Raw genomic sequence first — 24,378 nt, 5'->3', positions numbered from 1 at the left:
TGAGCACAGCTAGCTCGCACCCTGCCCGACTCGCTCGATGAAGCGCCACAACGCGTCGTCGGTCGAGTACGGCGCGTTGAAACGGAACCAGGCGCTCGGGGCATCGTCGGGACGGAAGTAGGAGCCGGGCGCGAGCCAGATGCCATGCGCAAGCGCGGCGGTCGCCACTTCACCGGCGCGCTCCGCTTCGATCGGCAGCCGCGCCCACAGGAACAGGCCCGCTCGCGGCCGATGAAACAGTTCGAGGCCGAGCGAATCGAGCCGTTCTTCGACCGCCGCATGCGCGAGCTTGAGCCGCTCGTTCACGGCTTCGACGTGACGCGCATAGCGCCCTTCGAGCAGCACCTTGTCGACAATCCGCTCGATCGCTTCCGACGAGGTCAGGCCCACCGCCATCTTCGTGCGCGCCAGCTCGCGCAACACCGCCCGCTCGGCAACCACATAGCCGCAGCGCAGGCCCGGCGTCACCGTCTTCGAAAAGCCGCCAACGTAGAGCACGCGCTGCAAGCCTTCCATGGCGGCAAACAGAGGCGCGCCGGGTGGCGCCAGTTCGCGGCTGACATCGTCTTCGATCACCCACATGCGCTGACGCTCGGCGATCTGCAACAGACGGAACGCCGCCGCCATGCCGAAGGTCGCGCCGGTCGGATTCTGCAGCGTGGTGTTGACGAAAATCGCCTTCGGCTTGTGCTGTGCGACTAGCGCTTCGAGCACGTCGGTATCGACGCCGGCCGGCGTGCGCGGCACCCCATGCACCACCAGCCCCGCCAGCTTGAGAATCTGCAGCAGATTGCAATAACCGGGATCTTCGACGATCACGGCGTCGCCCGCGCGCAGCAGCGTGCGGACGATCAGATCCAGCCCTTGGGTCGCGCCCTGCGTGAGCAGCACGTTGGAGACGTCGACCGGCAAACCGCGCCGGTCGAGTTGCTCGGCGATCCGCTCGCGCAGCGGCGCGAAACCGTACGGATGCCCGTAGTCGCCGAGCCGCGCCGCCGGCACCCGGCTCATTGCACGCAGCGCATGCTGCAAGCCCGTCTCGTTGATCCATTCGTTCGGCAGCCAGCCGCCGCCCGCCTTGATCGGCACCGAATGGTCGGCGAACACGTCGGACAGCAGCCAGGTCGCGGTCAGGCTGGGCGGCTGCCAGTCGGTCGGGGCGGCCCGCGCGGACTGCGAGCGCGCCGCCACGCGATAACCGGATCCGCGCCGCGCCACCACGAGGCCCATCGAAACAAGACGGTTGTACGCCTCGGTGACGGTGAAGGTGCTCAGTTCGTGGCTTTGCGCCAACTGCCGCACCGACGGCAACAGCGCGCCGGCGCGCAGCGACTGCGCCTCGATAGCGCGCGTGAAACCCTGCACGACCTGCTCGACGAGCGTGGGAGCGGCGCGCCGGTCGCGCTCAAGTTGTAGTTCGATCATGGTTTGGACTGAGAGGCCGGTCGCGACGGCCGGCTAGGTTGCCAAATAGATGGCCCGATAAAGCATCGAATTGCGTCATTGTGCGATCGACACAGTTATCGCAATTCCACCAACACAGTTAGCACCACACTGCGTCAACTGTTTATGCCGCCATTAAACCGCGAACGCTACAGTTTTGGCTACGCCCCGAAGGAAGTCCCCTTGGGGGACCACTTCGAGGAAAAAACCATGACTTCGCGCCCCGTCATCGACGACCTGTCGTCTTTCTGGATGCCCTTTACCGCCAACCGCCAGTTCAAGGCCGCGCCGCGCCTGCTGGAATCGGCCAAGGGTATGTACTACCGCACCACGGACGGGCGTGAAGTGCTCGACGGCTGCGCCGGCCTCTGGTGCGTGAACGCCGGCCACGGCCGCGACGAGATTGTCGCTGCGATCACCCAGCAACTGTCGACGCTCGACTTCGCGCCGACCTTCCAGATGGGCCATCCGCTGGCATTCGAAGCGGCCACGAAAGTCGCCGAACTGATGCCGAACGGCCTCGACCGGATCTTCTTCACGAACTCCGGCTCGGAATCGGTCGACACCGCCCTGAAAATCGCGCTGGCGTACCACCGTTCGCGTGGCGAAGCTCAGCGCACACGGCTGATCGGCCGCGAGCGCGGCTATCACGGCGTGGGCTTCGGCGGCATTTCGGTCGGCGGCATCGCGCCGAACCGCAAGACGTTTTCCGGCGCGCTGCTGCCGGCGGTCGACCACCTGCCGCACACGCATAACCTTGAACACAACGCGTTTTCGAAGGGCCAGCCCGCATGGGGCGCGCATCTCGCCGACGAACTCGAGCGCATTGTCACGCTGCACGACGCCTCGACGATCGCCGCCGTGATCGTCGAACCGGTGGCCGGCTCGACGGGCGTGCTGATTCCGCCGCAAGGCTATCTGCAGAAGCTGCGCGAGATTTGCACGAAGCACGGCATCCTGCTGATTTTCGACGAAGTGATTACCGGTTTCGGCCGGGTCGGCAAAGCGACCGCTAGCGAATACTTCGGCGTGACGCCGGACCTGATCACGATGGCCAAGGCGATCAACAACGCCGCGATCCCGATGGGCGCGGTGGCCGCAAGCCGCACGATCCACGACACGATCGTCAACAGCGGCGCGCAGGGCGCAATCGAGCTGTTCCACGGCTACACGTATTCGGCCCACCCGGCCGCGGCGGCCGCGACGGTTGCGACGCTCGACCTGTATCGCCGCGAAGGCCTGTTCGAGCGCGCGGCGACGATGGCGCCGAAGTTCGAAGCCGCCGCTCACTCGCTGCGCGGTGCCAAGCATGTGAAGGACGTTCGCAACCTCGGCATGATCGCGGGCGTAGAACTCGAGCCACGCGACGGCGCGCCGGGCGCGCGTGCTTACGAAGCGTTCGTGAAGTGCTTCGAGGCGGGCGTGCTGGTGCGCTTTACCGGCGACATCCTCGCGTTCTCGCCGCCGCTCATCATCGACGAAGAGCAGATCGGACACATCTTCAAGACCGTGGGCGACGTGCTGGCGACGGTGCAGTAAGACGGCTGGAAAGATGCGGCGCGCGTGGATGTTGCGCGCGCCGCATTGCCACTCGGGACAGCGATGCGTACGAGAAGTGCGCGAGCCTAGCCGCGTTACCTGCCGCACGCCCGCTCGGGCGCTACCGTCAGTGGCGCGCTCGGGTCGCTCTGGTGTGCGCTGCCTTCTTCGGCGGCTTCACGGCGACGCCCGCCCGGCGCGCTTCCGACAGGCCGATTGCAATCGCCTGCTTTGCCGATCTGACGCCGCGCTTGCCGGCGCGCACCTTATCGATCTGTTCCTTGACGAATTCCCCGTTGCGAGGGCGCCACCAGTAGCATGGTTAAGCGTCAGGGACGCCCGTTGCAGCGCAGCGAACCTCAGGAAATTGCCCTACAACGCTCGCGCCTGCCGCCTGGACGGCGTATGGTGATGGCAAGGGTCGGCGCCGTGGTCCGACCTGACGGGAGACGTCCATGAAGATACCTACCGTTCGCGCAGGCGCGCATATTGAAGGCGTGCATTGGATCGCCGAGTACGCCGAAGACGTTCACGAGATTCGCGTGTTTCGCGAAGGCCAGGAAGTGGATGTGCATAATGCGCCGTCCACGTTGTTTGGCGATGAGGAAAATGCAGGGTCGAAGAGTACCGCTGATCATCGGGCTGTCGAAGCCGCCGTGCTGGCTTATTTGAGGCGGTTTGTGATTGAGCATGATGCGGAGGAGTAAGCCTTTTGCCTGCCTGGCGTTTTGTAAAAACGCCAGGCAGGCAAAAAAACCATCAAAGCCAAAACCACAAAACCACCCCAATGCCGCCGCAAAAGGAAAAAAAACTTAGTCAGCAGGCCTCAACTTCCTAACCTCCGCATCCGACGGCTGCACACTAGCCCCGTCAATATACCGATAGGAAGTCATCACCCCCTTCCCATCCTTGAGACCGGTGACACCGACAAAAGCCCCCATCGTCGACTGATTGTCCTGCGCGCGATAGGTAATCGTCCCGAAGGGCGTCTCCACCCCAAGCCCCTTGAACGCGGCCGCCAACTTATCCGAATCCGTCGACCCCGCCTTCCTGATCCCCGCCGCAATCGACATCAGCGCCGAATATCCCACCACCGACCCAAGCCGCGGATAGTCGTGATACTTCGCCTGATACGCATCCACAAACTTCTTGTTCGCCGCCGTATCGATCGAATACCACGGGTAACCCGTCACGATCCAGCCAGTCGGCGCCTCCGCCCCCAGCGGATCGAGATAGTCCGGCTCGCCCGTCAGCAACGACACCACGCTGCGATCCTTGAACAACCCGCGTGTATTCCCCTCGCGCACAAACTTGCCAAGATCGGCGCCGAACAGCACGTTGAAAATCGCATCCGGCTTCGCATCGGCAATCGCCTGCGACACCGCGCCCGCATCGACATTGCCCAGCGGCGTCGCCTGCTCGGCGACAAACTGCACATCAGGCTGCGCCGCCGTCATCAGCTTTTTGAACGTCGCCACCGCCGATTGCCCGTACTCGTAGTTCGGATACACGAGCGCCCAGCGCTTCTTCTTCAATTTCACCGCCTCGGGCACCAGCATCGCCACCTGCATATACGTCGAAGGACGCAGACGGTACGTGTATTTGTTGCCGTCGGCCCAAACGATCTTGTCAGTCAACGGCTCGGCAGCAAGGAAGAAAATCTTCTTCTGCTTCGCGAAGTCGGTCAGCGCGAGACCCGTGTTCGACAGGAAACCGCCGAACAGCAATTGCACCTGCTCGCGTGCAATCAACTCCTGCGCGACGCGGATCGTGTCGCCCGGATTGCCGTTGTCGTCGCGCGACACCACTTCGAGCTGTTTGCCGAGTACGCCACCCGTCGCGTTCACCTGGTCGAGCGCGAGATTCCAGCCGTTCCTGTAAGGCCCGAGAAAGGCAGGCTGCGCCTTGTAGCTGTTGATTTCACCGATCTTGATGGTCTGCTGGGCGCTCGCACCGAAGGCAGCAAGCGATAGAACCGTTGAAACCGTAAGGCGAGAGATCCATCCTGCGCGCGTGGTCATGCGTTTCTCCGTTATCAAAAGGATTGCGGGAATGCGGTCGTTCTTATCGAGCGTTCGAGCGTCTCGCGATTCGTTCGGCGAGCCGTGCTGCGAGTTGTGCTGCGAGTTGTGTTGCAAGCCGTGCTGCGAGCCGTGTTGCGAATCGTGCTGCAAGTGGTGCTGCGAGCGATGCGGCAAACCGTGCCGCAATGCGTGTTGCAATTTCACTCGGCCCGCGACGTCGCGCGGATTCTGGCGACGCTCGCCGCGACGTCCTGCCATGCCGGCTTGCCGCCGGCGAATTGCTGACGCAGGTATGACACGAGTTCGGCGACCTGGGCGTCGTTGAAACTGTCGCGGTAAGCCGGCATCGTACCGAGTTCGGGGCGCGCAGGCGAGCCGATACCATCGAGAATCACGCGAATCAGATTATCAGGTGTCGTGCTGTGCAGATTCGTGTTAAGCGCCAGCGACGGATGCGCACCAAACAATTGCGGCCCGCTGCCAGTGTGATGACAGACGGCACACGCGCCGTCGAAGAGACGTGCACCCAAGCCTGTTGCCGTACCCGTCATCGTGCTGGCCTGCTCGTATTGACGCGCCGTCGCCACCGGATCCGCGTTGGCCTCCAGGGGACTCAAAGACGCCAGATACGTCGCCATCGCGCGAATATCGCTGTCGGGCAATGCCGTCAGATCGCTGACGACCGGCGCCATCGGCCCGGCCGCGACACCATGCAGCGGCGCGTGACCGTAGCGCAGATAGCTGAAGAGTTCGTCTTCGCTCCAGGGGACGGGCGCGTTGGAAAGCGTCGACAGCGCAGGCGCTTCCCACCCTTCCGCCATGCCGCCACCCATGAATGCGGGACCGGTTTTCTCGGCGCCGAATGCATTGCGCGGGGTATGGCATGCGCTGCAATGGCCGAGGCCGTTCACGAGATACGCCCCGCGATTCCATTGCGCACTCTGGGTCGCGCTCGCGGCAAACGTATTGCGTCCGAGGAAGAGCCCGTTCCATGCGGCCATCAACGGACGCACGCTGAACGGATACGCAAGCTTCGTTTCCGGTGGACGGGAACGCACCGGCGTCTGTGCCATCAGGTACGCGTAGAGCGCTTTCAGATCGTCGTCGGAGGTGTTTTTGAACGACGTGTACGGAAACACGGGATACAGACGATGCCCGTCGCGGCTGATACCTTGCCGCATCGCCCGCACGAATGCGTCGAGCGACCATGTGCCGATGCCCGTCTGTCCATCGGGTGTGATGTTGGTGCTGTAGACGGTGCCGAATGGCGTATCGAGCGCTTTGCCGCCCGCGTTCGGCACGCCGTTGTGCGCGGTATGGCAAACCGCGCAATTGCCCAGCGACGCGAGCAGTTTGCCGCGTGCCACCAGTTCGGGCGCGAACGCGCTCGCGCGAAGTGGCGCAATCGGCGCCATGGCTTGCGGCGCCATGGCCAGTGCGCCCAGCCAGCCGGCCGCGCCTGCGGCGATTGCGCCGAGAAAGCCGAGCCGCCAGCGCTTCTTTTTGCGCGCAGCCGCCTCTTCCGCTTGCGCATCGGCGAGCGCGGCGCGAATCGTCTCCGGCGTGAACGGCGGCCTGCGAAAACGCACACCGGTCGCGTCATACAACGCGTTGGCGATCGCGGCGGCGCCAGGCAGCGACGCCGATTCGCCAGTGCCCATTGGCGGCTCGCCGTGGCGCGGCATCATCACGACGTCGATCACCGGCACTTCGCGAAACGTCAGGATCGGATACGCGCCCCACTCCTGGCTCGTCACCGCGTTCTCGCCGAACGTCACGCGCTCTTTCAGTGCGCGGCTGGTTGCCTGAATCACATTGCCGTGAATCTGATGACGTACGCCGTCGGGATTCACCATCGTGCCGGTGTCCTGCCCGACCACCACGCGCGTCACGGCAAGCTCGCCGCTCTTGCGATTGACTTCGACGTCGGCGATCCACGCGGACCATGCCGCGCCGAAGCCGGGAAACTTGCTGTGCACGTAGCGGGCGTAAGCGAAGCCTCTGCCGCGCGCGACGTCGCCGTCTTCCTGAGCCGCCTCTTTCAAAGCGACAGTACGAGGTTGCCAGCCGGCTTTTTCAGCCACTGCCTTGACGAGATCGATCGCGCGCGGATCAGTGAGATGTTTCAGCCGAAACTCAACGGGATCGACGCCCGCTTGCGCCGCGAGTTCGTCGATGAAGGACTCGTGCGCGAACGTGTTCGGCAAGGCGGACACGCCTCTTAGCCAGGACGCGCGCACGATCGGCGGCGTGTCGTCGCAGACAATGCGCATGCTTCGGTAGTCGTACGGCGGCACGGACGTGCGATCGCCCATTTCGAATACTTGCGGCTGCGCGGAAATGGTTCCGGTGAGCAGCAACGCCAACGTCGGGGCGTCGTTCGATGGATAGCGCGTCGCGAAGTCGTATGCCGCGAGCCCGCCCTCTGCATCTAAAGCGCCGCGCACATCCATCAATTGCGCAGCGCCTTTGGGCTCCCATGCATGCTCGTCTTCGCGCGATAGTTGCACGCGCACCGGACTGCCGGTGGCGCGCGATAGCAACGCGGCGTCGGCGGCGACATCGTCCGCGCAATTGCGGCCATAGCAACCTGCCGCGTCCATGCGCACGATTTCGATGTGCGCTTCATCCAGCGCCAGCAGCAAGGCGAGGTCGGCACGCAGCGAATGGGGATTCTGCGTGCCCGACCAGACCTTCAGCTTCGCATCCCGGTAGTCGGCCACCGCGCACGAGGGTCCAATCGACGCATGCATCTGAAACGGCCATACATAGGTGCGTTCCAGCGTTCGAGCAGGGTCTTTCGCGAGGGCGGCGTCGATATCGCCCTCGATCACCAGATCGCGCCGTTTAGCCGGATTGGCTCTTAGCGCGGCTTCCACTTCCGCGCTGGTTTCGAGCGGAGGCAAACCCTCGACTGCTTTCCACTGCACATTCAACCGCTTCACCGCCTGCTGCGCGACCTCTTCGCGCTCAGCCACGATGCCGACGAAATCGCGGATCACCACGACCTTGACGATGCCTGGCAAATCGCCGATGGAATGTTCATCGACATGCAGCAGGCTATTGCCGATGAACTCGCCCTGCGCGACACCCGCATAAGGCGGCCGCACGACGCGGCCGTGCAGCATGCCCGGCACGCGCACGTCGTGCACGAAACTCAATTCGCCCGTGGCTTTCGCGGGGATATCGACACGCGGCGAACTCTTGCCGACAATCTTGTACGCGTCCGGCGATTTCAAAGGCGCGTCATGGGAGAGCGTCAATTCGATGCGCCGCCCGGCGATCAACTCGCCGTAGCCAATGCCCTTTTTGGCGTCGTCGCGCTGAAAGACCACACCGTCTCGCACGTCGAGTTGCTCTGCGCTTACGTTCAGACGCGCGGCCGCTTCCGCCAGCAGAAACTGCCGCGCTTGCGCCGCTGCATGCCGTAACGGCACGGCCGACATCTGGATCGTCGCGCTTGCAATCGTGGGCCCCTGATTCGGCGCTTCGTTCGTGTGTCCAAGCACGATCGATACGCGCGTCAACGGCACGTCGAGTTCTTCCGCGACGATCTGCGCGAGCGCCGTGCCGATGCCGGTACCGAGATCGACGTGGCCGTTGAACGCGACCACACTGCCGTCGTCGCGCACGACGAGAAACAGGTCCGCTTCCGTCGGCACGAACGTGGACCGCGATCCCGGCTGCCCAACCGCGGCTCGCACCGGCGCTTGTGGCGGCCGCGTGACGATCAGCACATTCTGCGCGTCATGGAACTGCCGCCTCGACGGCGGCGCGGCCCGGCGATCGACACTCAAATCGGGTCCCGTCATGCGCGCGCTCCTTGATCCAGCACCGGTTGCTCGGCAAGCAAAACCGCTGCGCGCTGCACCGCGCGCACGATCTCGACATGCGTGCCGCACCGGCAGAGGTTGCGCGACAATTCCCGCCGAATCGTCTCGACACTCGGATGCGGATCGCGATCGAGCAACGCTTTGGCGGTCATGATCATGCCGTTCAGGCAATAGCCGCACTGGGCGGCCTGCTCTTCGATAAAGGCCTGTTGCACCGGATGCAGCGCAGCACGCGCACCCAGTCCTTCGAGCGTGGTGATCTCACGTCCCAAGGCAACCTTCGCTGTCGTTACGCACGAACGCGTCGGCATGCCGTCGAGCAACACCGTACACGCCCCGCATTCGCCAAGGCCGCAGCCGAATTTGGGACCGTTCAACGCGAGGTCGTTACGCAGCAGATAAAGCAGTGGCGTGTCGGCGGCGGCGCTGACAAGATGCGTCGCGCCGTTGACGTGCAGCGTAAGAGGCGCCGGGCGGTTCATGGCAATGCCGGCCACGCGGCACGGCGCGCGTTCAAAGCACCACCGGCACTTCAGTCGCCGGTGGCGTATTGCGGCTGCGCCGGCAGCGGATCAAACCGTCGATCATCACCATGCCGACGCCGGGAATATCGCCGAGCTGCACGCTTTCCAGCAACGTATCGGCCGCCGTGTGCTGTGCACGGTCCATGAAGACGAGGTCGGCGGGACGGCCCACTTCGATCAGCCCTTGCCGCAGATTGCGCTGCCGCGCGGTATTGCCGGTCGCGAAGCAGAAAGCGATTTCCGCGGGGACGTCGGCGAGACTGGAGATCAGCGCGATCATCCGCAGAATGCCGAGCGGTTGCACGCCGGAGCCCGCCGGGCTATCGGTGCCGAGAATGATGCGATGCGGGCACTTCAATTCGACCGCATGACGTGCGGTGAGCAAGGCGATCCGTTCGTTGCCGTTGTGAACGATCTCCAGCGCGCGGCTCGATTGCTCGCACAGATCGCATACATGCCGATAGGAAAGCGACGTGTGGCCGCCGTTGATATGGCCGATCACGTCCGCATCGGCGGCGAGCACCACGTCCCTATCGATCAGACCCGAGCCGGGAATCGACGGGCCGCCCGTGTGAATCGTGCTTTGAATACCGTACTTGCGCGCCCACGCGACCATCTGCGCCGCTTCCTCGCCGCCCTTCACGCTGCCGAGACCCACTTCGCCGAGCAGCTTCACGCCCGCTTCCGAGAGCTCCTTGAAGTCCTCCTCGACCATGCCCTTCTCGATCACCGGCGCACCCGCCATGACTTTCACACCGCCACCGACACCCGCGCCACGCATTCCTTCAAACGAACGTTGAGCGGTAATAGCAAGCGCCTTTACACCGAGCACGTCTTTCGGACGGCCGGGCAAATGCACTTCGCCGGCAGAGATCATGGTCGTCACGCCGCCGTTCAGGTTCGATTCGATCCAGCCCATCTGATTCTGCCGCGGCGTCCAGTCGCCGAACACCGGATGCACGTGCGAATCGATCAGGCCCGGGGCGACCGTGGTGCCTTTGCAGTCGACGGTCGTCCGCGCGCCTTCGAGGTCGCAATCCGCCTCCTTGCCGATCGCGACGATCACGCCGTCGTCGATCACCAGCGTGTCGGCGTCGAGAATCGGCTGGTCGATGTCGCCGGATAACAGCAGACCGATGTTCGTTACGGCGACCTTGCCCGACAAGCCTGTCAACGTCTCTGCTGCCATCTGCCTCTCCTTTCGCAACGGTTCGCAACGACTGCCCGGCGCCGTGTGTGTGCGTACCCTGCACGCCTCGTGCGCCGGTGGAATCACACACTCAGATAAGCGCGCCTCACTGTTTCGTTCTTTGCGAGTTCGCCGATCGTGCCGCTAAAGCGGATCTGTCCTTTCTCGAGGACGTACGCGCGGTCGCTGACCAGCTCGGCGAAATGCAGGTTCTGTTCGGACAACAGAATCGACAGCCCTTCGCGCTTGAGTTCGAGAATCATGTTCGCCATCTGCTCGACAATCACGGGTGCGACGCCCTCGGACGGTTCGTCGAGCAGCACCAGATACGGATTGCCCATTAGCGTGCGCGAGACGGTAAGCATCTGCTGCTCACCGCCGCTCATCTGGCCGCCTGGGCGTTTCGGCATTTCGCCAAGATTGGGGAACAGGCGGAACAGCTTTTCCGGCGTCCATTGCGGCGCGCCTTCGCGTGGCGGCTGGCGGCCTGTATCGAGGTTTTCCATCACCGTCAGATCCGAGAACACGCGACGGTCCTCGGGAACGAAACCCATGCCCATGCGCGCAATACGATACGGCTGCAAAGCCGTAATGTTTTGCCCGCGAAAATGTACCTCTCCTTGACGGCGCGGCAGCAACCCCATCACCGCTTTCATCGTCGTCGATTTGCCGGCGCCGTTGCGGCCCATCAGCGCGACGACTTCGCCGCGGCCGACTTCGAGGCCCACGTCGAACAGGATGTGTGCGCGGCCATAGAACGCATTGAGGCCCGAGACTTTCAGCATCGGCTCGCTCATTGCAGCGCTCCTTGTCCTTGATGGCCGCCGGCCGCTTCATGCAGCGGCGCGCGTGGCTGGAACGTCTTGCCGGTGCCGAAATAGACTTCCTGCACGCGTGCGTCGTTGCGGATCGTTTCGGCGTCGCCCTCGGCGATCAGCTTGCCACGCGCGAGCACGATCATGCGGTCGGCGTACGCGAATACAACGTCCATGCTGTGCTCGGTAAAGAGCACACCGATTTTGTGCTCGGTGACGAGACGCCTGGTCAGCGCCATCAGCGCGTTGCGCTCCTTTGGCGCCATGCCGGCCGTGGGCTCGTCCATCAGCAGCAGCTTCGGGCGGTTTGCCAGCGCGATCGCGAGTTCAACGCGTTTGACGTCACCGTATGCGAGCACGCCGCAGGCGCGGTGCGCGTCGGCGCCCATGCCGACTTGTTCGAGCAGCGCCATGGCTTCATCGGCGTAGCGCGAACCCGCGGGTTTCCACAGACCGAAGGTTTTGCGTTCGCGCGAGACGAGCGCCATCTGCACGTTCTCGCGCACGGTCATCGAATTGAAGGTCGCGGCAATCTGAAACGTGCGGCCGACGCCCAGCCGCCAGATGTCGCGTGGCCGCATGCCGACCAGTTCGTGATCGTCGAGACGAATCGAACCGGACGACGGCCGCAGTTGCCCGTTGACCATGTTGAAGCAGGTCGACTTGCCAGCGCCGTTCGGACCCAGCAGGGCCAGCAGTTGACCCGCTTCGAGATCGAAGGATACATCGTCGACCGCTTTCAGCCCGCCGAACGACTTGGAGAGGCCGGAGACGCGCAGCAAGCTCATAGCCCCTCCTTGATCGCCGTGCCCTGCGATGGCGATGGAGTACGCTCTTCAGCCTTATCCACCGTATCGTCGCCAAAACGCTCGCGAATGAAACCGACGATGCCCTGCGGAAACGCAATCACCAGCAGCAGAATCGCGAAACCGAGCAACGCCTGCCAATAATCGGTTTGCCGCGCGACGGTGTCCTGCAGCCAGGTGAACACGGCGGCGCCGACGATCGGGCCGGTCAACGTCTGCAAGCCGCCGAGCAGCACCATCACGAGGCCATCCACCGAGCGGCTCACGCTGATCACCTCCGGCGAAATCGTCCCCTTGGAGAAGGCATAGAGCGAGCCGGCGAGCCCGCAAAACAGCGACGCCACGACGAAGGCCGCCCACTGCACCCGTTTCACGTCGATGCCGATCGCCTCGGCGCGCAGCACCGAATCGCGCGAGGCCCGCATTGCGTAGCCAAGCGGCGAGAACAGCATCTTGCGCAACAGCCCCACACCGGCCACAGCGCAGGCGAGCGTCAGATAATAAAAAGCCACTGGCGACGACAACCAGTTCGACGGCCACAAGCCAAGAATGCCGTTACTGCCGCCCGTCACGTCGTCCCACTGGAACACCACCGACCAGACGATCTGCGCGAACGCGAGGGTTAGCATCGCGAGGTAGACGCCAGAGAGCCGCACGCAAAACCAGCCGAACACCAGCGCGCCCGCCACCGCGAGCAAGGGGCCGAGCAGCAACGCGGCTTCCATCGGCAGATTGAGGACTTTGAGAAACAATGCGGCGCCGTATGCGCCCAGCCCGAAGTACGCCGCGTGGCCGAACGAATGCATCCCGCCGGGACCCATGATGAAATGCAGACTCGTCGCGAACAACACGGCGATCAGGATTTCAACCAGCAGCACAGGCATGTAGGGAAGCGCATTGGCCGCCAGCGGCGCGAGTATCAGCACCAACAAAGCGATTGCCGCCAGCCACTTCAGACGCTTGCCTGCAGGCCTCAATGGCGCTTCAGGCGCAGCCATGCCACGCACCGCGGCACTCGCCTTCCCTAACAAGCCCCAAGGCCGCACCACCAGCACGACTGCCATCACGACGAATTCTGCAACGAGCGTAAAGCGGCTCAACGACAAGTCGATACCGAACACCGACACATGGCCGATGCCGATGCATAGCGCCTTGATCTCGGCGATCAGCAAGGCCGCGACGAACGCGCCCGGAATCGACCCCATGCCGCCGACCACCACGACGACGAACGCATTGCCGATGGTCTCCAGATCCAGCGACAGATTCGCCGACATCCGCGGACCTTGCAGCGCACCACCCAAACCGGCGAGAAACGCGCCGACGAAAAACACGCCGGTGAACAGCCATGCCTGATTGATGCCGAGCGCGCCGAGCATCTCGCGATCCTGCGTCGCGGCGCGCACTAGCGTGCCCCACCGTGTACGCGTCAACGCATACCAGAGCAGCAGCAACACCACCGGCCCGATCACGATCAGTGCGATATCGTAGGTCGGCAGCGGATGGCCGAGAAAATCGACCGCGCCTGCCAGATGCGGCGCACGCGGTCCGAACAGGTCTTCCGGACCCCACAACCACAGCGCGGCGTCGCGAAAAATCAGCACCAGCGCGAATGTCGCCAGCAGGTGAAACAACTCGGGAGCCTGGTAGATGCGTCGTAACACGATCATTTCGACCAGCGCGCCGAGCACCGCAACCACCAGAGCGGCAACCAGCACCGACAGCCAGAATCCACCCACCGTATGGCCGAAACGGCTCGCGATGCTATACGCGACATAGATGCCGAACATATAGAACGAGCCGTGCGCGAAGTTGACGATGCGCGTCACGCCGAAGATCAGCGACAAACCGGCGGCGACGAGAAACAGCGTCGACGCGTCGGCGAGTCCGTTGACCAGCTGTACCAGCAAATTCGAAAGCATCGCGACCCTTGAAATAACTCAGCGCAAACCGTCTTCACCCTTGATCTCATTCACCTGCAAGCCGCCGATGCGCGGCAGCGGCCGGCCCGAGGCCGTCACCGCGACGGCTACGACAATTTCATTGGCGCGCGGCGCGTCCGACACGCGTGCTTCGATTGCATCGAAATGGCTGCGCACGAAGGCGGCGTCCTTGTGACCCAGCGGGACATCGATCGCGGTGCCAAGCGTACCCATTTTTTGCGCCGACGGCACCAGCGCCGCGCCCTTTTCGACCGCGGCTCGCAGCGGGGCGCCGAGCTTGGGATGCAGGATCGCCGCCGCATGTTCGAGTTCGCCCGCTTCGCCGACGATCGCCGCCTTGCCGTAGCTTTGCGCGTCGCCCGGTTTGATGCCTAGCGCTTCTACGCATTTGCTGCCGAGCAACGCACCCAGTTCCTCACCGGCTTCGATCAGCGCGTCCAGCCTGGCCTCGTAACGGCCCGCATAGGGATTGTCGATCACCGCAATCGCGACTGCACGGCGTGCCGGCGGCTCGATAGTCTGCCCCATTTCGATGCGCGTTTCATCGACCTGCACGACCAGCTTGCGAAGCTTGATTGCCATTTCGATCTCCGTGTTTCGATGCATGTTCTGCTTAGTGTTCTACTTACTCGCCGCAACGCATTGCTTCAGCTCCGCGCTTCGACTCATTGTTTCGTTGCAATGCTTCAGCGCATTGCGTGGCTCAAGCGCCGCTCAGCGCAAGCCGTCCTTGCCGACAATCGCCTCTTTCGCCAGCCCGCCGACACGCGCATGCACGCGCTGTCCGGTGCTCATCACGAGGATATACACCAGTTCGTCCGCGGCGGGCGCACCGGGCACACGCACTTCGATCGCGTCGAAATGGCTGCGCACGTAGCTCGCGTTGACATGCGTCAGCGGCACATCGAGCGCGGTGGACGGCGCACCGACTTTCTTGGTCGACGGCACGATCGCATGGGTCGGCACGCCATTTTTCTCCAGCAATTCGCGCATCGCATAGCCGCCGGGGACATGCCACAGCGCGCCATGCTCGAGTTCGCCACGCGAGCCGACGATGGCACCCTTGCCGTAGCTTTCGATCGACGCGTGCGGTACGGCCATCGCCGTCAGCAGCCGTTGCGCCATATCGAAGCCGATCGGCTTGAGCGCTTCCATGGCGTGTTCGATTCTGGCTTCGTAGCGGCCGGCGAACGGATTCGTCATCACCGCGGCAATCGCGCCGCGCCGCAGTGGCTGGGCGGGCGCGGGGCCGAACTCGTGGAAAATGTCCTCGACGTGCGTCAGCACGCGGCGTATCTCGAACACGGGGCCTCCGTTGTTATCTGGGCGCGCTGCGCAAACAACGCGCTATTCCGACAGGTACCACCGGCCACACGCACCCGCCCTTGCAGGAACAGCGCGGCGCCTTCGATCAAACCTTGTTCCTGTAATCGCTGCGCCGCGTCGACACCACGCGCCAGCGCGAAATCAATCAACGGTTGCGGCAAGGACGGCACGTCGACGGTCACGAGCATGTCACCAAGATCGCTATCGTCCTTCAACGAGGAAGCCGGCCTGCGTACGATGCCCGCATGGTCCAGATCGACGGCGTTGGCGATCATCGTCGCGGCAGCATCGGCGGTGGCGGCGTTGCGGGCGAGCACCGTCACGCTGTCGGCAATGCCGAGGCTGAAGCTGCGCCCGCGCCAGCCGCTCGTCGCGACGCCGCGAATCGGCATGGCGGCGTCGAGCGTCAGGTTTGCGTCTAAAGTTTGATCGCCTGACAGCCTTGCGCCGGACAATGCCGCCAGATCGGCGAACACGCCTACGCGGTACTGCTGTCTTTCGGTCAAATAGAGTGCGATGTCGCCGCCGTTGTTGATAAAGGCGCGCGATATGCCTTCACGCGCGAACGCCGTGATCAATTCGTCCGCGACGCTGCCTGCAACGGCCGCCATCGGCGTGATGTAACGCGCGCGGTGAGGATGACATGCGCTCCACATGCGACGGGCAACTGGGCCTTTCAGCGCGCAGTCACCCTGCGCCGCGTTGCTCGGCACAGGTTGCCGAAGCAGCGCCAACTCGCCGACCAACTCAGGCAACACGTCTACAAAGCGCGCCCAGCAAACCTCGTACGCGGCCTGCACCGCCGAGGGCTCGCCGTCCGCGCCGAGGATCAGATCGATCGGCCCATGCTGCCAGTGCCAGCGGGCCGCGTCGAGTTGGGTGCGGGTTGCGTTGTTCATTGTGCTCGTTGTGCTCGTTGTGCTCGTTGTGCTCGTTGTGCTCGTTGTGCTCGTTGTGCTCGTTGTGCTCGTTGTGCTCGTTGTGTCGCTCATGGTGTCGCCGTTAGCCGAGCATCGGCGGCATAGCGGGCGGCCACGGGTTGTCGGGATTGCGCGCCAGTGTTCTGCGCGCGAGCGGCGCCCCTTCCGTATGCTCCGGCCCGTTCGCCAGTACGCTTTCCAGCGAACGCACCGCGTCGAGATGGCCGCCGAGGTCGCGATAGGCGTCATACGTCATGGTGAATTCGATCGGCGCGACGATTGCGGGCGTCGGCACAGTGCCAAACGATCGATCGGGCATGCGCGAAACATCCACCATCACCGTGATGCCGCCACCCGGCCATACATAGGCGGGCGCCCCGCCACATGTTACGTTGACCAGTTTCTGTTTGATGGCGCGTGTAAGCAGGACCGGATTCTCCGTTGCTCCCGCTCGCAAGCTGCCGCCCGCGCCGCCAAGAAATAGCACCGTCGCAAGCGACGGCTCGCAGTTCTCGCCGATCCGTTCGACCGTGCGGCGCACGGCATCCGGCATGGCTGCGATACGCGGCACGAGGTCCTGATCGAGTTCATACCACTGCGCGTGTTCGCCCGTGGTCGACACCATCAGCAAGCGCATGCCCGGTTTCGCCACGGCGGGATCGAAACCTTCGACAATCGCGAGCGGGTCCTGAATGTCGGTGCCGCCCCACCCGGTGCCGGGATTCGCGACCTGGAAATAGCGGCCCGGGGTCGATTTGCGCCCGCGAATCTTCAGACCTGAGCGCGTCATGCCGAGACAGCGGCCGGCCTGGTGTTCCGTCAGCACGCCGGTGATGTGATCGTCGACCACCACCACTTCGTCGGCGTGACCGAACCATTGCTTCGCAAAGATGCCGATGGTGGCCGACCCGCAGCCCACCCGCATACGCCGCTCTTCGACGCCGTCGACAATCGGCGCCGCGCCCGCGCGAATCACCAGACTTGCACCGCCGTCGATGCTCAGCTCCACCGCTTCCTTGTTGCCGAGCGCGAGCATCATGTCGCACGTCACGCGGCCTTCTTTCTTGCTGCCGCCCGTCAGATGATGAACACCGCCGAGGCTCAGCATCTGCGAGCCATACTCCGCCGTGGTCACATGCCCAACGATCTCGCCATGGCAACGCACGTTCGATTGCTCCGGCCCGAGAAAGCGGTCGGTGTCGATCTTCACCTTGAAACTGCAATAGCTGAAAATGCCCTCGGTGACGACGGTAATCATGTCGACATCGTCGAGCTTCGAGGAAACAATGAAAGGCGCGGGCTTGTAGTCGGGATACGTGGACGATGCGCCAATGCCCGTAACGAACAGCGCCTGGTCCGCAACAGGATCGTGTGCTTCAGACGATGCACCAAATTCGACCGTGGCCTCCGCACTGCTCGTGCTTGCTTCGGGTAAAGCGGCGCGCGACAGAAACACCACGGGGTCGACACGAATCAGCCGCCCATCCGCATTCGCATAACGATCGCACGCGCCGGTGCGGCCTTCCGATATCTGGCACAACACCGGACACGCGTTGCATTCGATCTTGTTCGACGCCATCCGCTCGCTGCGCGGCACCGCTTTCTCGAGCACGGTCGGACCTGGCGTCGAGGCGGTTTCGCCGTCGACGCCGTCCGCACCGAAATCGACCTTCGTATGTTCTGTCATGGTGGGGTTCCCATACGACGACATTACAATCGGTCCTGTCCGGCTGACGAATAGCCCCTGTTTAAAGGGTCTTTCGCGTGATCCGCATTTTTCCATGTTGCGGCCACTCACCGTTCGTGTAGTATGCGCTACACCAAACTTGCTTGAAATCTACTCGATCAAAATAGACTGCGCAACGAGTTTCCCGGCGGACATCTGAATGCTGCGGCGCGGCATCGCGGCACGAATCCCGATTCAATCTACGCCGAAAGCACGTGATCGTGCAGAGCATTTCGCCGCGCGCAATATGGGCTGTATGATGAAGGCGCGCCATGCTCGAGCGCACCTAAGCGTGCCTCGGCGGCTACGGCGCATGCTGTTCAATCATCCTACGCTAACAAAGAGATCCGAGACCGTCATGAGTCCCACCGCCGCCCGCAAGCCGGGCGCTATCGGCATCCGAGCGAAGCAGGCACAAGATACGCGCGCCAAGATTCTCAAAGCGGCAATCAAGGTCTTCGCAAAGCAAGGCTATGCAAGCGGCCGAGTCGAAAGTATTTCGAAGGCCGCGCGTTCGCACGACCGGATGATCTATTACTACTTCGGCAGCAAGGAACAGTTGTTTGTCGAAGTCCTGGAGACGATCTACACGCAGTTCAACGAGGCCGAAAGCAGGCTCGATCTCGATCTGGACGATCCGCTGCATGGCCTCGAGCAGATGGTCGAATTCGTCTGGCAGTACTACCTCGATCATCCCGAGTTCGTCACACTGCTGTCGAGCGAGAATCTGCACCAGGGCAAGCACGCGAATAAATCGTCAAAGCTGAAGGAGATTTCCGGCTATGCGATTTCGGTCGTGCAGAAGTTATTGGATGCGGGCAAGGCGCAAAACGTCTTTCGTACCGACGTCAAAGCGCGTGACGTGTACTTGATGATCGCGTCGCTCGGTTATTTCTATAACGCCAATCAGTACACACTGGGTGCGTTTCTCGGTGAATCGCTGATGGAAAAAGACGCACTCGCGCATTGGTGCGAGGTCATCAAGGATACGGTGTTGCGCGCGGTGCGCTCGCAGTTGCCGGCTGAAACTGCAGTGATGAACGAGAGCAGGATTGCCTGAAGCGGGGTTCGGGCGATTCAGGAACACACTGGAAATCGCACCATGACCCAATCGGCTGCTTCCTCTCCTATCCCGCAAGCCCGCAACACCAGTACAGACTTCACGGTTCCACGCGTAGCGAATGAAGCCGCCAAGATGAGCGAGCGGGGACCACGCAGCACTGACAACTACCGGCGGCTTCGCACCACGGCTACGAAAAAAGGCGCGATTGCTCGCGCCTTGCCCATTTTCCGCTTAACCTTGGTACGGGCGGTAGTCCTCGAATTCCCAGTCGGCGATTCGGCTCAATTTGTGCGCGAGTGCCGACCAATCGTCGGCAGTATACGCACTAACGATTTCCCGGATCGCCGATAGAATCGCCGGCCAGTCGTATCTGAAGACGACCAGCAACGCCGTCCCTACGACCGCAGCTTTCCCTTGATTTTCCCTGGCAATCCAGGTGGGCGTACAGACAGTCATTTGAAAAAGATCCCCCCTTACCACCTTCGTACCCTATTGCCATTTGGATCGGAAAGGAGAAGCAATCTTCCTCCTCCGGACTGTAGCTATCGAAATCGATGTCTGCCGAATCAATGGACTTCAACTCTGCTCGCATTTTTTCCTACGGGATCCAGTGAAAACCTTACTCACGATAGTTCTCAAATTCCCATCTTGCGAAGCGACTCAGCTTTAGAGCAAGCGCGGGCCAGTCCTCCGCCATGATCCGATTGATACGGTTCTCAAGATAGGAGTGAATCATTTCCCAGTTGTAGCCGAAGACTATCAATAAATTCTCTCCCAAAACTGCTGTCATTCCCGCATTCTGCTTGGTTAGCCAGCCGGGAGTACAGACCGTCATCTGGAAGAGGTCAGATGCCTCACCCCCTTCCGGCCCGATTCGTAGCTCGATCGGGAAAGAAAAGCAAGTTTCGTCTTCCGGCCAGTAGGTTTCAAAGTCGACATCCGGAGAGTCGACCGACTTCAGTTCAGCACGCATTGTTCGTCCTATGGGCGTACGTTCAGGTGGCCATTATTTTGCCACTCACCGTGAGGAACACTCCTTGATTGAAAGTTTGCCTGTACTCCTGTCGTAGCGTAGGGGCTGTCCTTCGAGTTCGGCGGTCTATATTGCCGCAAACCGTCTTTACTAATCAGTATCGACTCGTCACGACTAGACGATCTGTAGCCATGGCCGAGAAGATCCCGAGCAAGGGCGTCCGCATCTGCCCTAGTTCCTTCTCCCAAGTTGAAGTCTCCTTTGATCGACCTCGCGTCCTTCAGCATACCCATTTGTTCCGCAAGCGTCAGTTGCTCTGGAATCTCCGCACACTGTTGCGCGTCCGCGTCTGGTTTGCCTGTATTCCTGAGCATCGACCAAATTGGATCGCGAGCCAATTGGAACACTGTCCATGCAAGCCGGGGACCAGCATAGAAAACGCACTCCACGCAGACTGGCTGCAGCCCTGGCTCCTGAACGAATTGCAGCGCCTTGACCCATCCCATCAGATTGGCCGGAGGGCCCGCAGGATCCATGCCGGCTTCGTAGTTATCCAGCCACTGATTAACCTCGTCACTGCTGATCAACGTCGCGGCTGCACCGTTCTTCGACACCTTGCCGGTGCGGGACACCACTCTGCCGTCAGCCGAATAGCCGTAGTCCACGGTTAGCAGGCGCGCCAAACCACCGGTTGCGTTTGTAGCGTTCTCGTTATAGGTGAACCGGGTAATCCGTCCCCGTGCATCATACGCAATATGTGTCTCGCGATAATTGCCATTCTGTTGCGTCACGCGGTGTGCCGCGTCCCGGTATGTTTCTCCGAGAAGCCATCCAGTTAAGAGGTTCTGCGCTGTTGCCCGATTCCCTGTGGTGTCGTAAAAGTAAACCCAGTCTTCCGTCATGACGCCGTTGACGTAGACCTTCGCTCCGGCCACCCGGTTGAGCGCGTCATACCGCACACCGATGGTTTGCTGCTGACCGGACGCCGTCGCGTCGAATCCGCTTTCGCCGGTCGCGTCGCTCGTGCTGAACTCACTGAGCCCAGTCACGTTGCCTTTCGCGTCATAGACGAATGCTCGCATCCTGCCAGGCGAAGCAATCGTAGAAGGCCGAAGGGATGTCGAGTCGGCGTACCGTACCGAGGTAACAGACGTACCTGACAGCACGCTGTGGACTACCGCACGAACCGGGCGACCGGCGTCGTCGTATGCGTACTGGGTGCTGCTACCACTGACGCCAGTTTGGGACAACAGCTTGCCCGTTGCATCCCATGTCGTGCTCGCAGCGCCTTTGGCCGCCACGGTTGTGGTTGGCCGTACCATGCCTCCAATCGACGAAAAATTCATCGTGAGGCTGTTTTGCCCGTAGCTAAGGGTAGTTGCACCGTTGGCGTACGTGAATTGGACATTGCGCGATGAATCGGGATGGCTAACTGCGTTCGCGCGTCCCTGCGAGTCATATGTCCACGTCGCAATACGAGTACCGGTTTCATCGATCTCGCCGGTTATCGCGTTCTTGAACCGCGTATCGTCATAGACATACCGCCGCACATTTCCGTCCGGCCATGTGACCGAGATCAGATTGCTATTCGCGTCGTAGCCGTATTGCGTGAAACTGTTCGCCGGATCAGTCAACCGAACAAGCCGGCCTTTGTCGTCGTAGTCGAATCGAAGCGTCAGATCGAATTTGGCGATCGCATCATCACCGTGCTGGCTCATTGTGGCTAGCCGACCGGAGCCGTCATAGGACAATGTCCTGACAAAGCCGGTCCTGGTACGCTCCGAAAGCAGAACGCCCTGGGCAGAGTATGTTTCAGTGGTATCGCTGGAGAGGTCCGTGAGTGTCCAGCCTGAACCATTCTGCGCCAGTGCGAGACCTGTAAAGCCAGCCGTGCGCCAGTAGCCGCCGGACCAGTTGAAGGTGACCGGTTCACCGTTTTCGCGGAAGGCGACGACCTTCGAGGAGCCGCCGTTGTTGGCGCTCGCGAGGTTCAGTTGACGCTGCCAGTTGTGGAACCAGACGGGGCCCATCGCATTGCCGGCAGCGCCGAGCGAAGCTGAGCGGTAGGTGCGGGAGAACACCATCGGCATGTCGTCGCCGCTGACGAAATCCGTGCTGCCGAGCGTGACTGCGCCGCTGCCCGGATAAACAGGATCGGCAACCGGACAGGACTTTTCAGGCTGCGGATCGGTTTCGCCTGCGCACCACTTCTTGATGAGATCGATGTCGTTCAGGCATGCATAGCCACCCGGCCCACCTGGAGAATTGCTCGCCGCGTCGAGGGCACACCATTTAGTGCCGGGTATCGCACCGGACTGCGCGTAGCGGCTGGTGCAGTCGGACGTATAGTCAGCTCTTGCGCCGAACGCCACCAGTAGCAGCATGAATGCGGCCAGTAGACGGGCCAGGTTGCCTGCTGGCCCGCAAGACGGTTTGTTTATTCTCATACATCTCCCTTTTGTAATGCGTCGTTAGAAATGCGTAATAAACGACACTGCATCGGGGAGTTGGGGGTCAAAATGGGACAATTCTGAAAAGCGCCGTCGCGCGACACATCTTTACAGACCGGCTGAAACTGGCAGCGTTAAAGCAGGACCGGCGCTAATCTGTGCGTCAACAACGCCCGCCGTGCGGGCATCCAGAGGAGGCGCAAACCATGAAAGGTACGATCTACAACGAAGGGGAATATCCGGTACGCGCCATCGTTGACGGCGACACCATCAACGATTTGCAGATTGAAGCGGGCGCAACGGAAGAACTCGACGCACTGGCCGGTATCACTGAATAGCGCACTTATCAGTGGATGGCCACCCAATGCGTCGACGAACAATGGCCCGCTGTTGAGCGGGCCTTGGAACGTCATTCGCGGTCGAGGGCCGTGCGAATGCATAACAACTATCGCGAAGGGTTCGGGCGCTGGCGTCTCCCTTCACTTGAAGCGCGTTTCACCTGACTCACGCTTCAGGCTCTGCATCACGCGTTCGAGCCGCTACCGTCTGGCGGAAAAAGCGACCTCGTGGCCGCGGCGAGTGCCGGCGCGGCCACACGCCGCGCCAGTATTGCAGTGTCGTTACGGCTTTGCCGCGGCAGCGTCGTCTTCGCGAAACAGTTTATCGGCCAGGTGGAACGCCGAATTGGCTGCCGGCACGCCGCAATAGATCGCGGTTTGCAGCAGCACTTCCTTGATCTGCTCGCGCGTCACGCCGTTGTTTTTCGCAGCGCGCAAATGCAACGCGAGTTCTTCGCTGCGATTGAGCGCGACCATCATGGCGATGGTCAGCAGGCTGCGCGTGTGACGCGGCAAACCTTCGCGCGTCCAGATTTCGCCCCACGCATAGCGGGTGATCAGATTCTGGAACTCGTCGGTCAACTCGGTGCGATTCGCGAGCGACCGGTCGACGTGCGCGCTGCCCAGCACCGCGCGGCGCACATCGAGTCCGGCTTCGTAACGGTCTTCATCGTTCATTTCTGCTCCGCCAGGAAGTCGAGCACGGTCTTCGTGAAGGCCTCGGCTTTCTCGATGTTGGAAATATGCGAGGCATCCAGTTCGACATAGCGCGCGCCCGGAATCGCTTGCGCCAGCTCGCGGCCTTGCGCCGGCGTTGCGGCCAGATCGTGCGTACCGCTGATCACCAGCGCAGGCACCTTGATGCCGGGGGCTTCGGGGCGCAGATCGGTGGCGTCGATGGCATCGCAATTGGATGCGTAGCCCTCCTTGTCGGTATGCACGAACACGTCGCGGATCATGGCAAACACCACCGGTTCACGTTCGATAAAGTCGGCGGTGAACCAGCGCGGCAGAACCATGTCGGCCAGTGCGAGCATGCCTTCAGTGCGGGCTCGTGCGGCGCGCGGCACCCACACTTCCGGCGAACCGATGCGTGCTGCCGTATTGCACAGCACGACGCGTTCGAGACGATTCGCGTGACGCGCGGCCAACGCGACTCCGGTCAGGCCGCCCATCGACACGCCGCAGAAATTCGCGCGCGCGATCTTCAGCGTGTCCATCAGACCGAGCACGTCGCCGGTCAGTTGTTCTATCGTGTACGGACCTTTCGGCGCTTCCGAGTGACCATGACCGCGCGTGTCGTAGCGCAGCACGCGGAAGTGTTTAGACAGCGCCGCGACTTGCGGCGTCCACATCGACAGATCACTGCCGAGCGAATTCGACAACACAATCCACGGCGCACTGCCGTGACGGTCACCGTCGATTCGATAATGAAGCTCGGTACCGTTGACTGCTGCGTAGGGCATGCC

The 24,378-nt window shown here is 62.2% G+C and carries 21 protein-coding genes and 1 pseudogene; 4 read left to right on the top strand and 18 right to left on the bottom strand.

Annotated features, from left to right (window positions below; all coding sequences use genetic code 11):
* Positions 1–9 precede the first annotated feature (9 nt).
* Positions 10–1,425, bottom strand: coding sequence for a PLP-dependent aminotransferase family protein (locus P3T22_RS06095; RefSeq protein ID WP_063499959.1), 1,416 nt, complete (start codon positions 1,423–1,425; stop codon positions 10–12).
* Positions 1,426–1,653: 228 nt separating this feature from the next.
* Here P3T22_RS06095 and P3T22_RS06090 point away from each other — a divergent pair, with 228 nt between their 5' ends.
* Entirely contained in the window at positions 1,654–2,982 is a 1,329-nt protein-coding gene (locus P3T22_RS06090) for an aspartate aminotransferase family protein (protein ID WP_063500842.1), read from the top strand.
* A 133-nt stretch (positions 2,983–3,115) separates the two neighbouring features.
* Here P3T22_RS06090 and P3T22_RS06085 read toward each other — a convergent pair.
* A pseudogene (locus P3T22_RS06085) lies at positions 3,116–3,277 on the bottom strand (DUF6496 domain-containing protein); the annotation flags it as partial.
* Positions 3,278–3,437: 160 nt separating this feature from the next.
* On the opposite strand from P3T22_RS06085, the gene P3T22_RS06080 reads away from it, so the two are divergent.
* A complete protein-coding gene (locus P3T22_RS06080; protein ID WP_063499960.1) occupies positions 3,438–3,689 on the top strand; it encodes a hypothetical protein in 252 nt (83 codons plus the stop codon).
* A gap of 105 nt (positions 3,690–3,794) precedes the next feature.
* Here the strand turns inward: P3T22_RS06080 and P3T22_RS06075 are convergent, their stop codons facing one another.
* The 11 genes from P3T22_RS06075 to P3T22_RS06025 form a co-directional block, all read right to left on the bottom strand.
* The gene (locus tag P3T22_RS06075; protein WP_429324516.1) at positions 3,795–5,003 is read right to left on the bottom strand and encodes an ABC transporter substrate-binding protein; all 1,209 of its coding nucleotides are present in this window, start codon (positions 5,001–5,003) and stop codon (positions 3,795–3,797) included.
* Between the two features lie 203 nt (positions 5,004–5,206).
* The gene (locus tag P3T22_RS06070; RefSeq protein ID WP_429324515.1) at positions 5,207–8,818 is read right to left on the bottom strand and encodes a molybdopterin cofactor-binding domain-containing protein; all 3,612 of its coding nucleotides are present in this window, start codon (positions 8,816–8,818) and stop codon (positions 5,207–5,209) included.
* Positions 8,815–9,321 carry a (2Fe-2S)-binding protein gene (locus P3T22_RS06065; protein WP_063500843.1) on the bottom strand — a complete coding sequence of 169 codons (507 nt, stop codon included), beginning with the start codon at positions 9,319–9,321 and terminating at the stop codon, positions 8,815–8,817. The genes P3T22_RS06070 and P3T22_RS06065 overlap by 4 nt, the downstream gene beginning before the upstream one ends.
* 31 nt (positions 9,322–9,352) lie before the next feature.
* The gene (locus P3T22_RS06060) at positions 9,353–10,552 is read right to left on the bottom strand and encodes an amidohydrolase family protein (protein WP_429324514.1); all 1,200 of its coding nucleotides are present in this window, start codon (positions 10,550–10,552) and stop codon (positions 9,353–9,355) included.
* Positions 10,553–10,635: 83 nt separating this feature from the next.
* Complete coding sequence (locus P3T22_RS06055; RefSeq protein WP_063499964.1) at positions 10,636–11,349, bottom strand: ABC transporter ATP-binding protein; 714 nt, start codon at positions 11,347–11,349, stop codon at positions 10,636–10,638.
* Entirely contained in the window at positions 11,346–12,155 is an 810-nt protein-coding gene (locus P3T22_RS06050) for an ABC transporter ATP-binding protein (protein WP_429324513.1), read from the bottom strand. Before P3T22_RS06050 ends, P3T22_RS06055 begins: the two co-directional genes overlap by 4 nt.
* Positions 12,152–14,092 carry an ABC transporter permease gene (locus P3T22_RS06045; RefSeq protein WP_429324512.1) on the bottom strand — a complete coding sequence of 647 codons (1,941 nt, stop codon included), beginning with the start codon at positions 14,090–14,092 and terminating at the stop codon, positions 12,152–12,154. The genes P3T22_RS06050 and P3T22_RS06045 overlap by 4 nt, the downstream gene beginning before the upstream one ends.
* Before the next feature lie 18 nt (positions 14,093–14,110).
* Positions 14,111–14,695 (bottom strand): amino acid synthesis family protein, encoded by a 585-nt coding sequence (locus P3T22_RS06040; RefSeq protein ID WP_429324511.1) that lies wholly within the window; start codon positions 14,693–14,695, stop codon positions 14,111–14,113.
* A 132-nt stretch (positions 14,696–14,827) separates the two neighbouring features.
* Positions 14,828–15,418, bottom strand: coding sequence for an amino acid synthesis family protein (locus P3T22_RS06035; protein WP_429324510.1), 591 nt, complete (start codon positions 15,416–15,418; stop codon positions 14,828–14,830).
* A complete protein-coding gene (locus P3T22_RS06030) occupies positions 15,394–16,338 on the bottom strand; it encodes a UPF0280 family protein (protein ID WP_429324509.1) in 945 nt (314 codons plus the stop codon). The genes P3T22_RS06035 and P3T22_RS06030 overlap by 25 nt, the downstream gene beginning before the upstream one ends.
* A 103-nt stretch (positions 16,339–16,441) precedes the next feature.
* Positions 16,442–18,046, bottom strand: coding sequence for a 6-hydroxynicotinate reductase (locus P3T22_RS06025; RefSeq protein ID WP_429324508.1), 1,605 nt, complete (start codon positions 18,044–18,046; stop codon positions 16,442–16,444).
* A 397-nt stretch (positions 18,047–18,443) separates the two neighbouring features.
* Between P3T22_RS06025 and P3T22_RS06020 the strand changes: the two genes are divergently transcribed.
* Entirely contained in the window at positions 18,444–19,145 is a 702-nt protein-coding gene (locus tag P3T22_RS06020) for a TetR/AcrR family transcriptional regulator (RefSeq protein WP_063499971.1), read from the top strand.
* A 234-nt stretch (positions 19,146–19,379) separates the two neighbouring features.
* Here the strand turns inward: P3T22_RS06020 and P3T22_RS06015 are convergent, their stop codons facing one another.
* The 3 genes from P3T22_RS06015 to P3T22_RS06005 all read right to left on the bottom strand — a co-directional run bounded on the left by P3T22_RS06015 (position 19,380) and on the right by P3T22_RS06005 (position 22,505).
* On the bottom strand, positions 19,380–19,604 hold the full coding sequence (locus P3T22_RS06015; RefSeq protein ID WP_429324507.1) for an Imm8 family immunity protein: 225 nt from the start codon (positions 19,602–19,604) through the stop codon (positions 19,380–19,382).
* A 163-nt stretch (positions 19,605–19,767) separates the two neighbouring features.
* On the bottom strand, positions 19,768–20,121 hold the full coding sequence (locus P3T22_RS06010) for an immunity 8 family protein (RefSeq protein WP_429324506.1): 354 nt from the start codon (positions 20,119–20,121) through the stop codon (positions 19,768–19,770).
* A gap of 8 nt (positions 20,122–20,129) precedes the next feature.
* Positions 20,130–22,505 carry a DUF6531 domain-containing protein gene (locus P3T22_RS06005; RefSeq protein WP_429324505.1) on the bottom strand — a complete coding sequence of 792 codons (2,376 nt, stop codon included), beginning with the start codon at positions 22,503–22,505 and terminating at the stop codon, positions 20,130–20,132.
* A 272-nt stretch (positions 22,506–22,777) separates the two neighbouring features.
* Here P3T22_RS06005 and P3T22_RS06000 point away from each other — a divergent pair, with 272 nt between their 5' ends.
* A complete protein-coding gene (locus tag P3T22_RS06000) occupies positions 22,778–22,909 on the top strand; it encodes a hypothetical protein (protein WP_429324504.1) in 132 nt (43 codons plus the stop codon).
* Between the two features lie 282 nt (positions 22,910–23,191).
* Here P3T22_RS06000 and pcaC read toward each other — a convergent pair whose 3' ends face one another.
* Both pcaC and pcaD read right to left on the bottom strand, forming a co-directional pair.
* Complete coding sequence (pcaC, locus tag P3T22_RS05995) at positions 23,192–23,587, bottom strand: 4-carboxymuconolactone decarboxylase (protein WP_063499972.1); 396 nt, start codon at positions 23,585–23,587, stop codon at positions 23,192–23,194.
* Positions 23,584–24,375, bottom strand: a complete 792-nt coding sequence (gene pcaD, locus P3T22_RS05990; protein WP_429324503.1) for a 3-oxoadipate enol-lactonase — start codon at positions 24,373–24,375, stop codon at positions 23,584–23,586. The genes pcaC and pcaD overlap by 4 nt, the downstream gene beginning before the upstream one ends.
* Positions 24,376–24,378: the final 3 nt, after the last annotated feature.

Origin of the sequence: Paraburkholderia sp. GAS348, from assembly GCF_050434205.1 — a bacterium.
In the GTDB taxonomy this organism is placed as follows: domain Bacteria; phylum Pseudomonadota; class Gammaproteobacteria; order Burkholderiales; family Burkholderiaceae; genus Paraburkholderia.
Note: the sequence above shows the minus strand (reverse complement) of the source record. Positions and strands in the feature narration are given on the sequence as shown.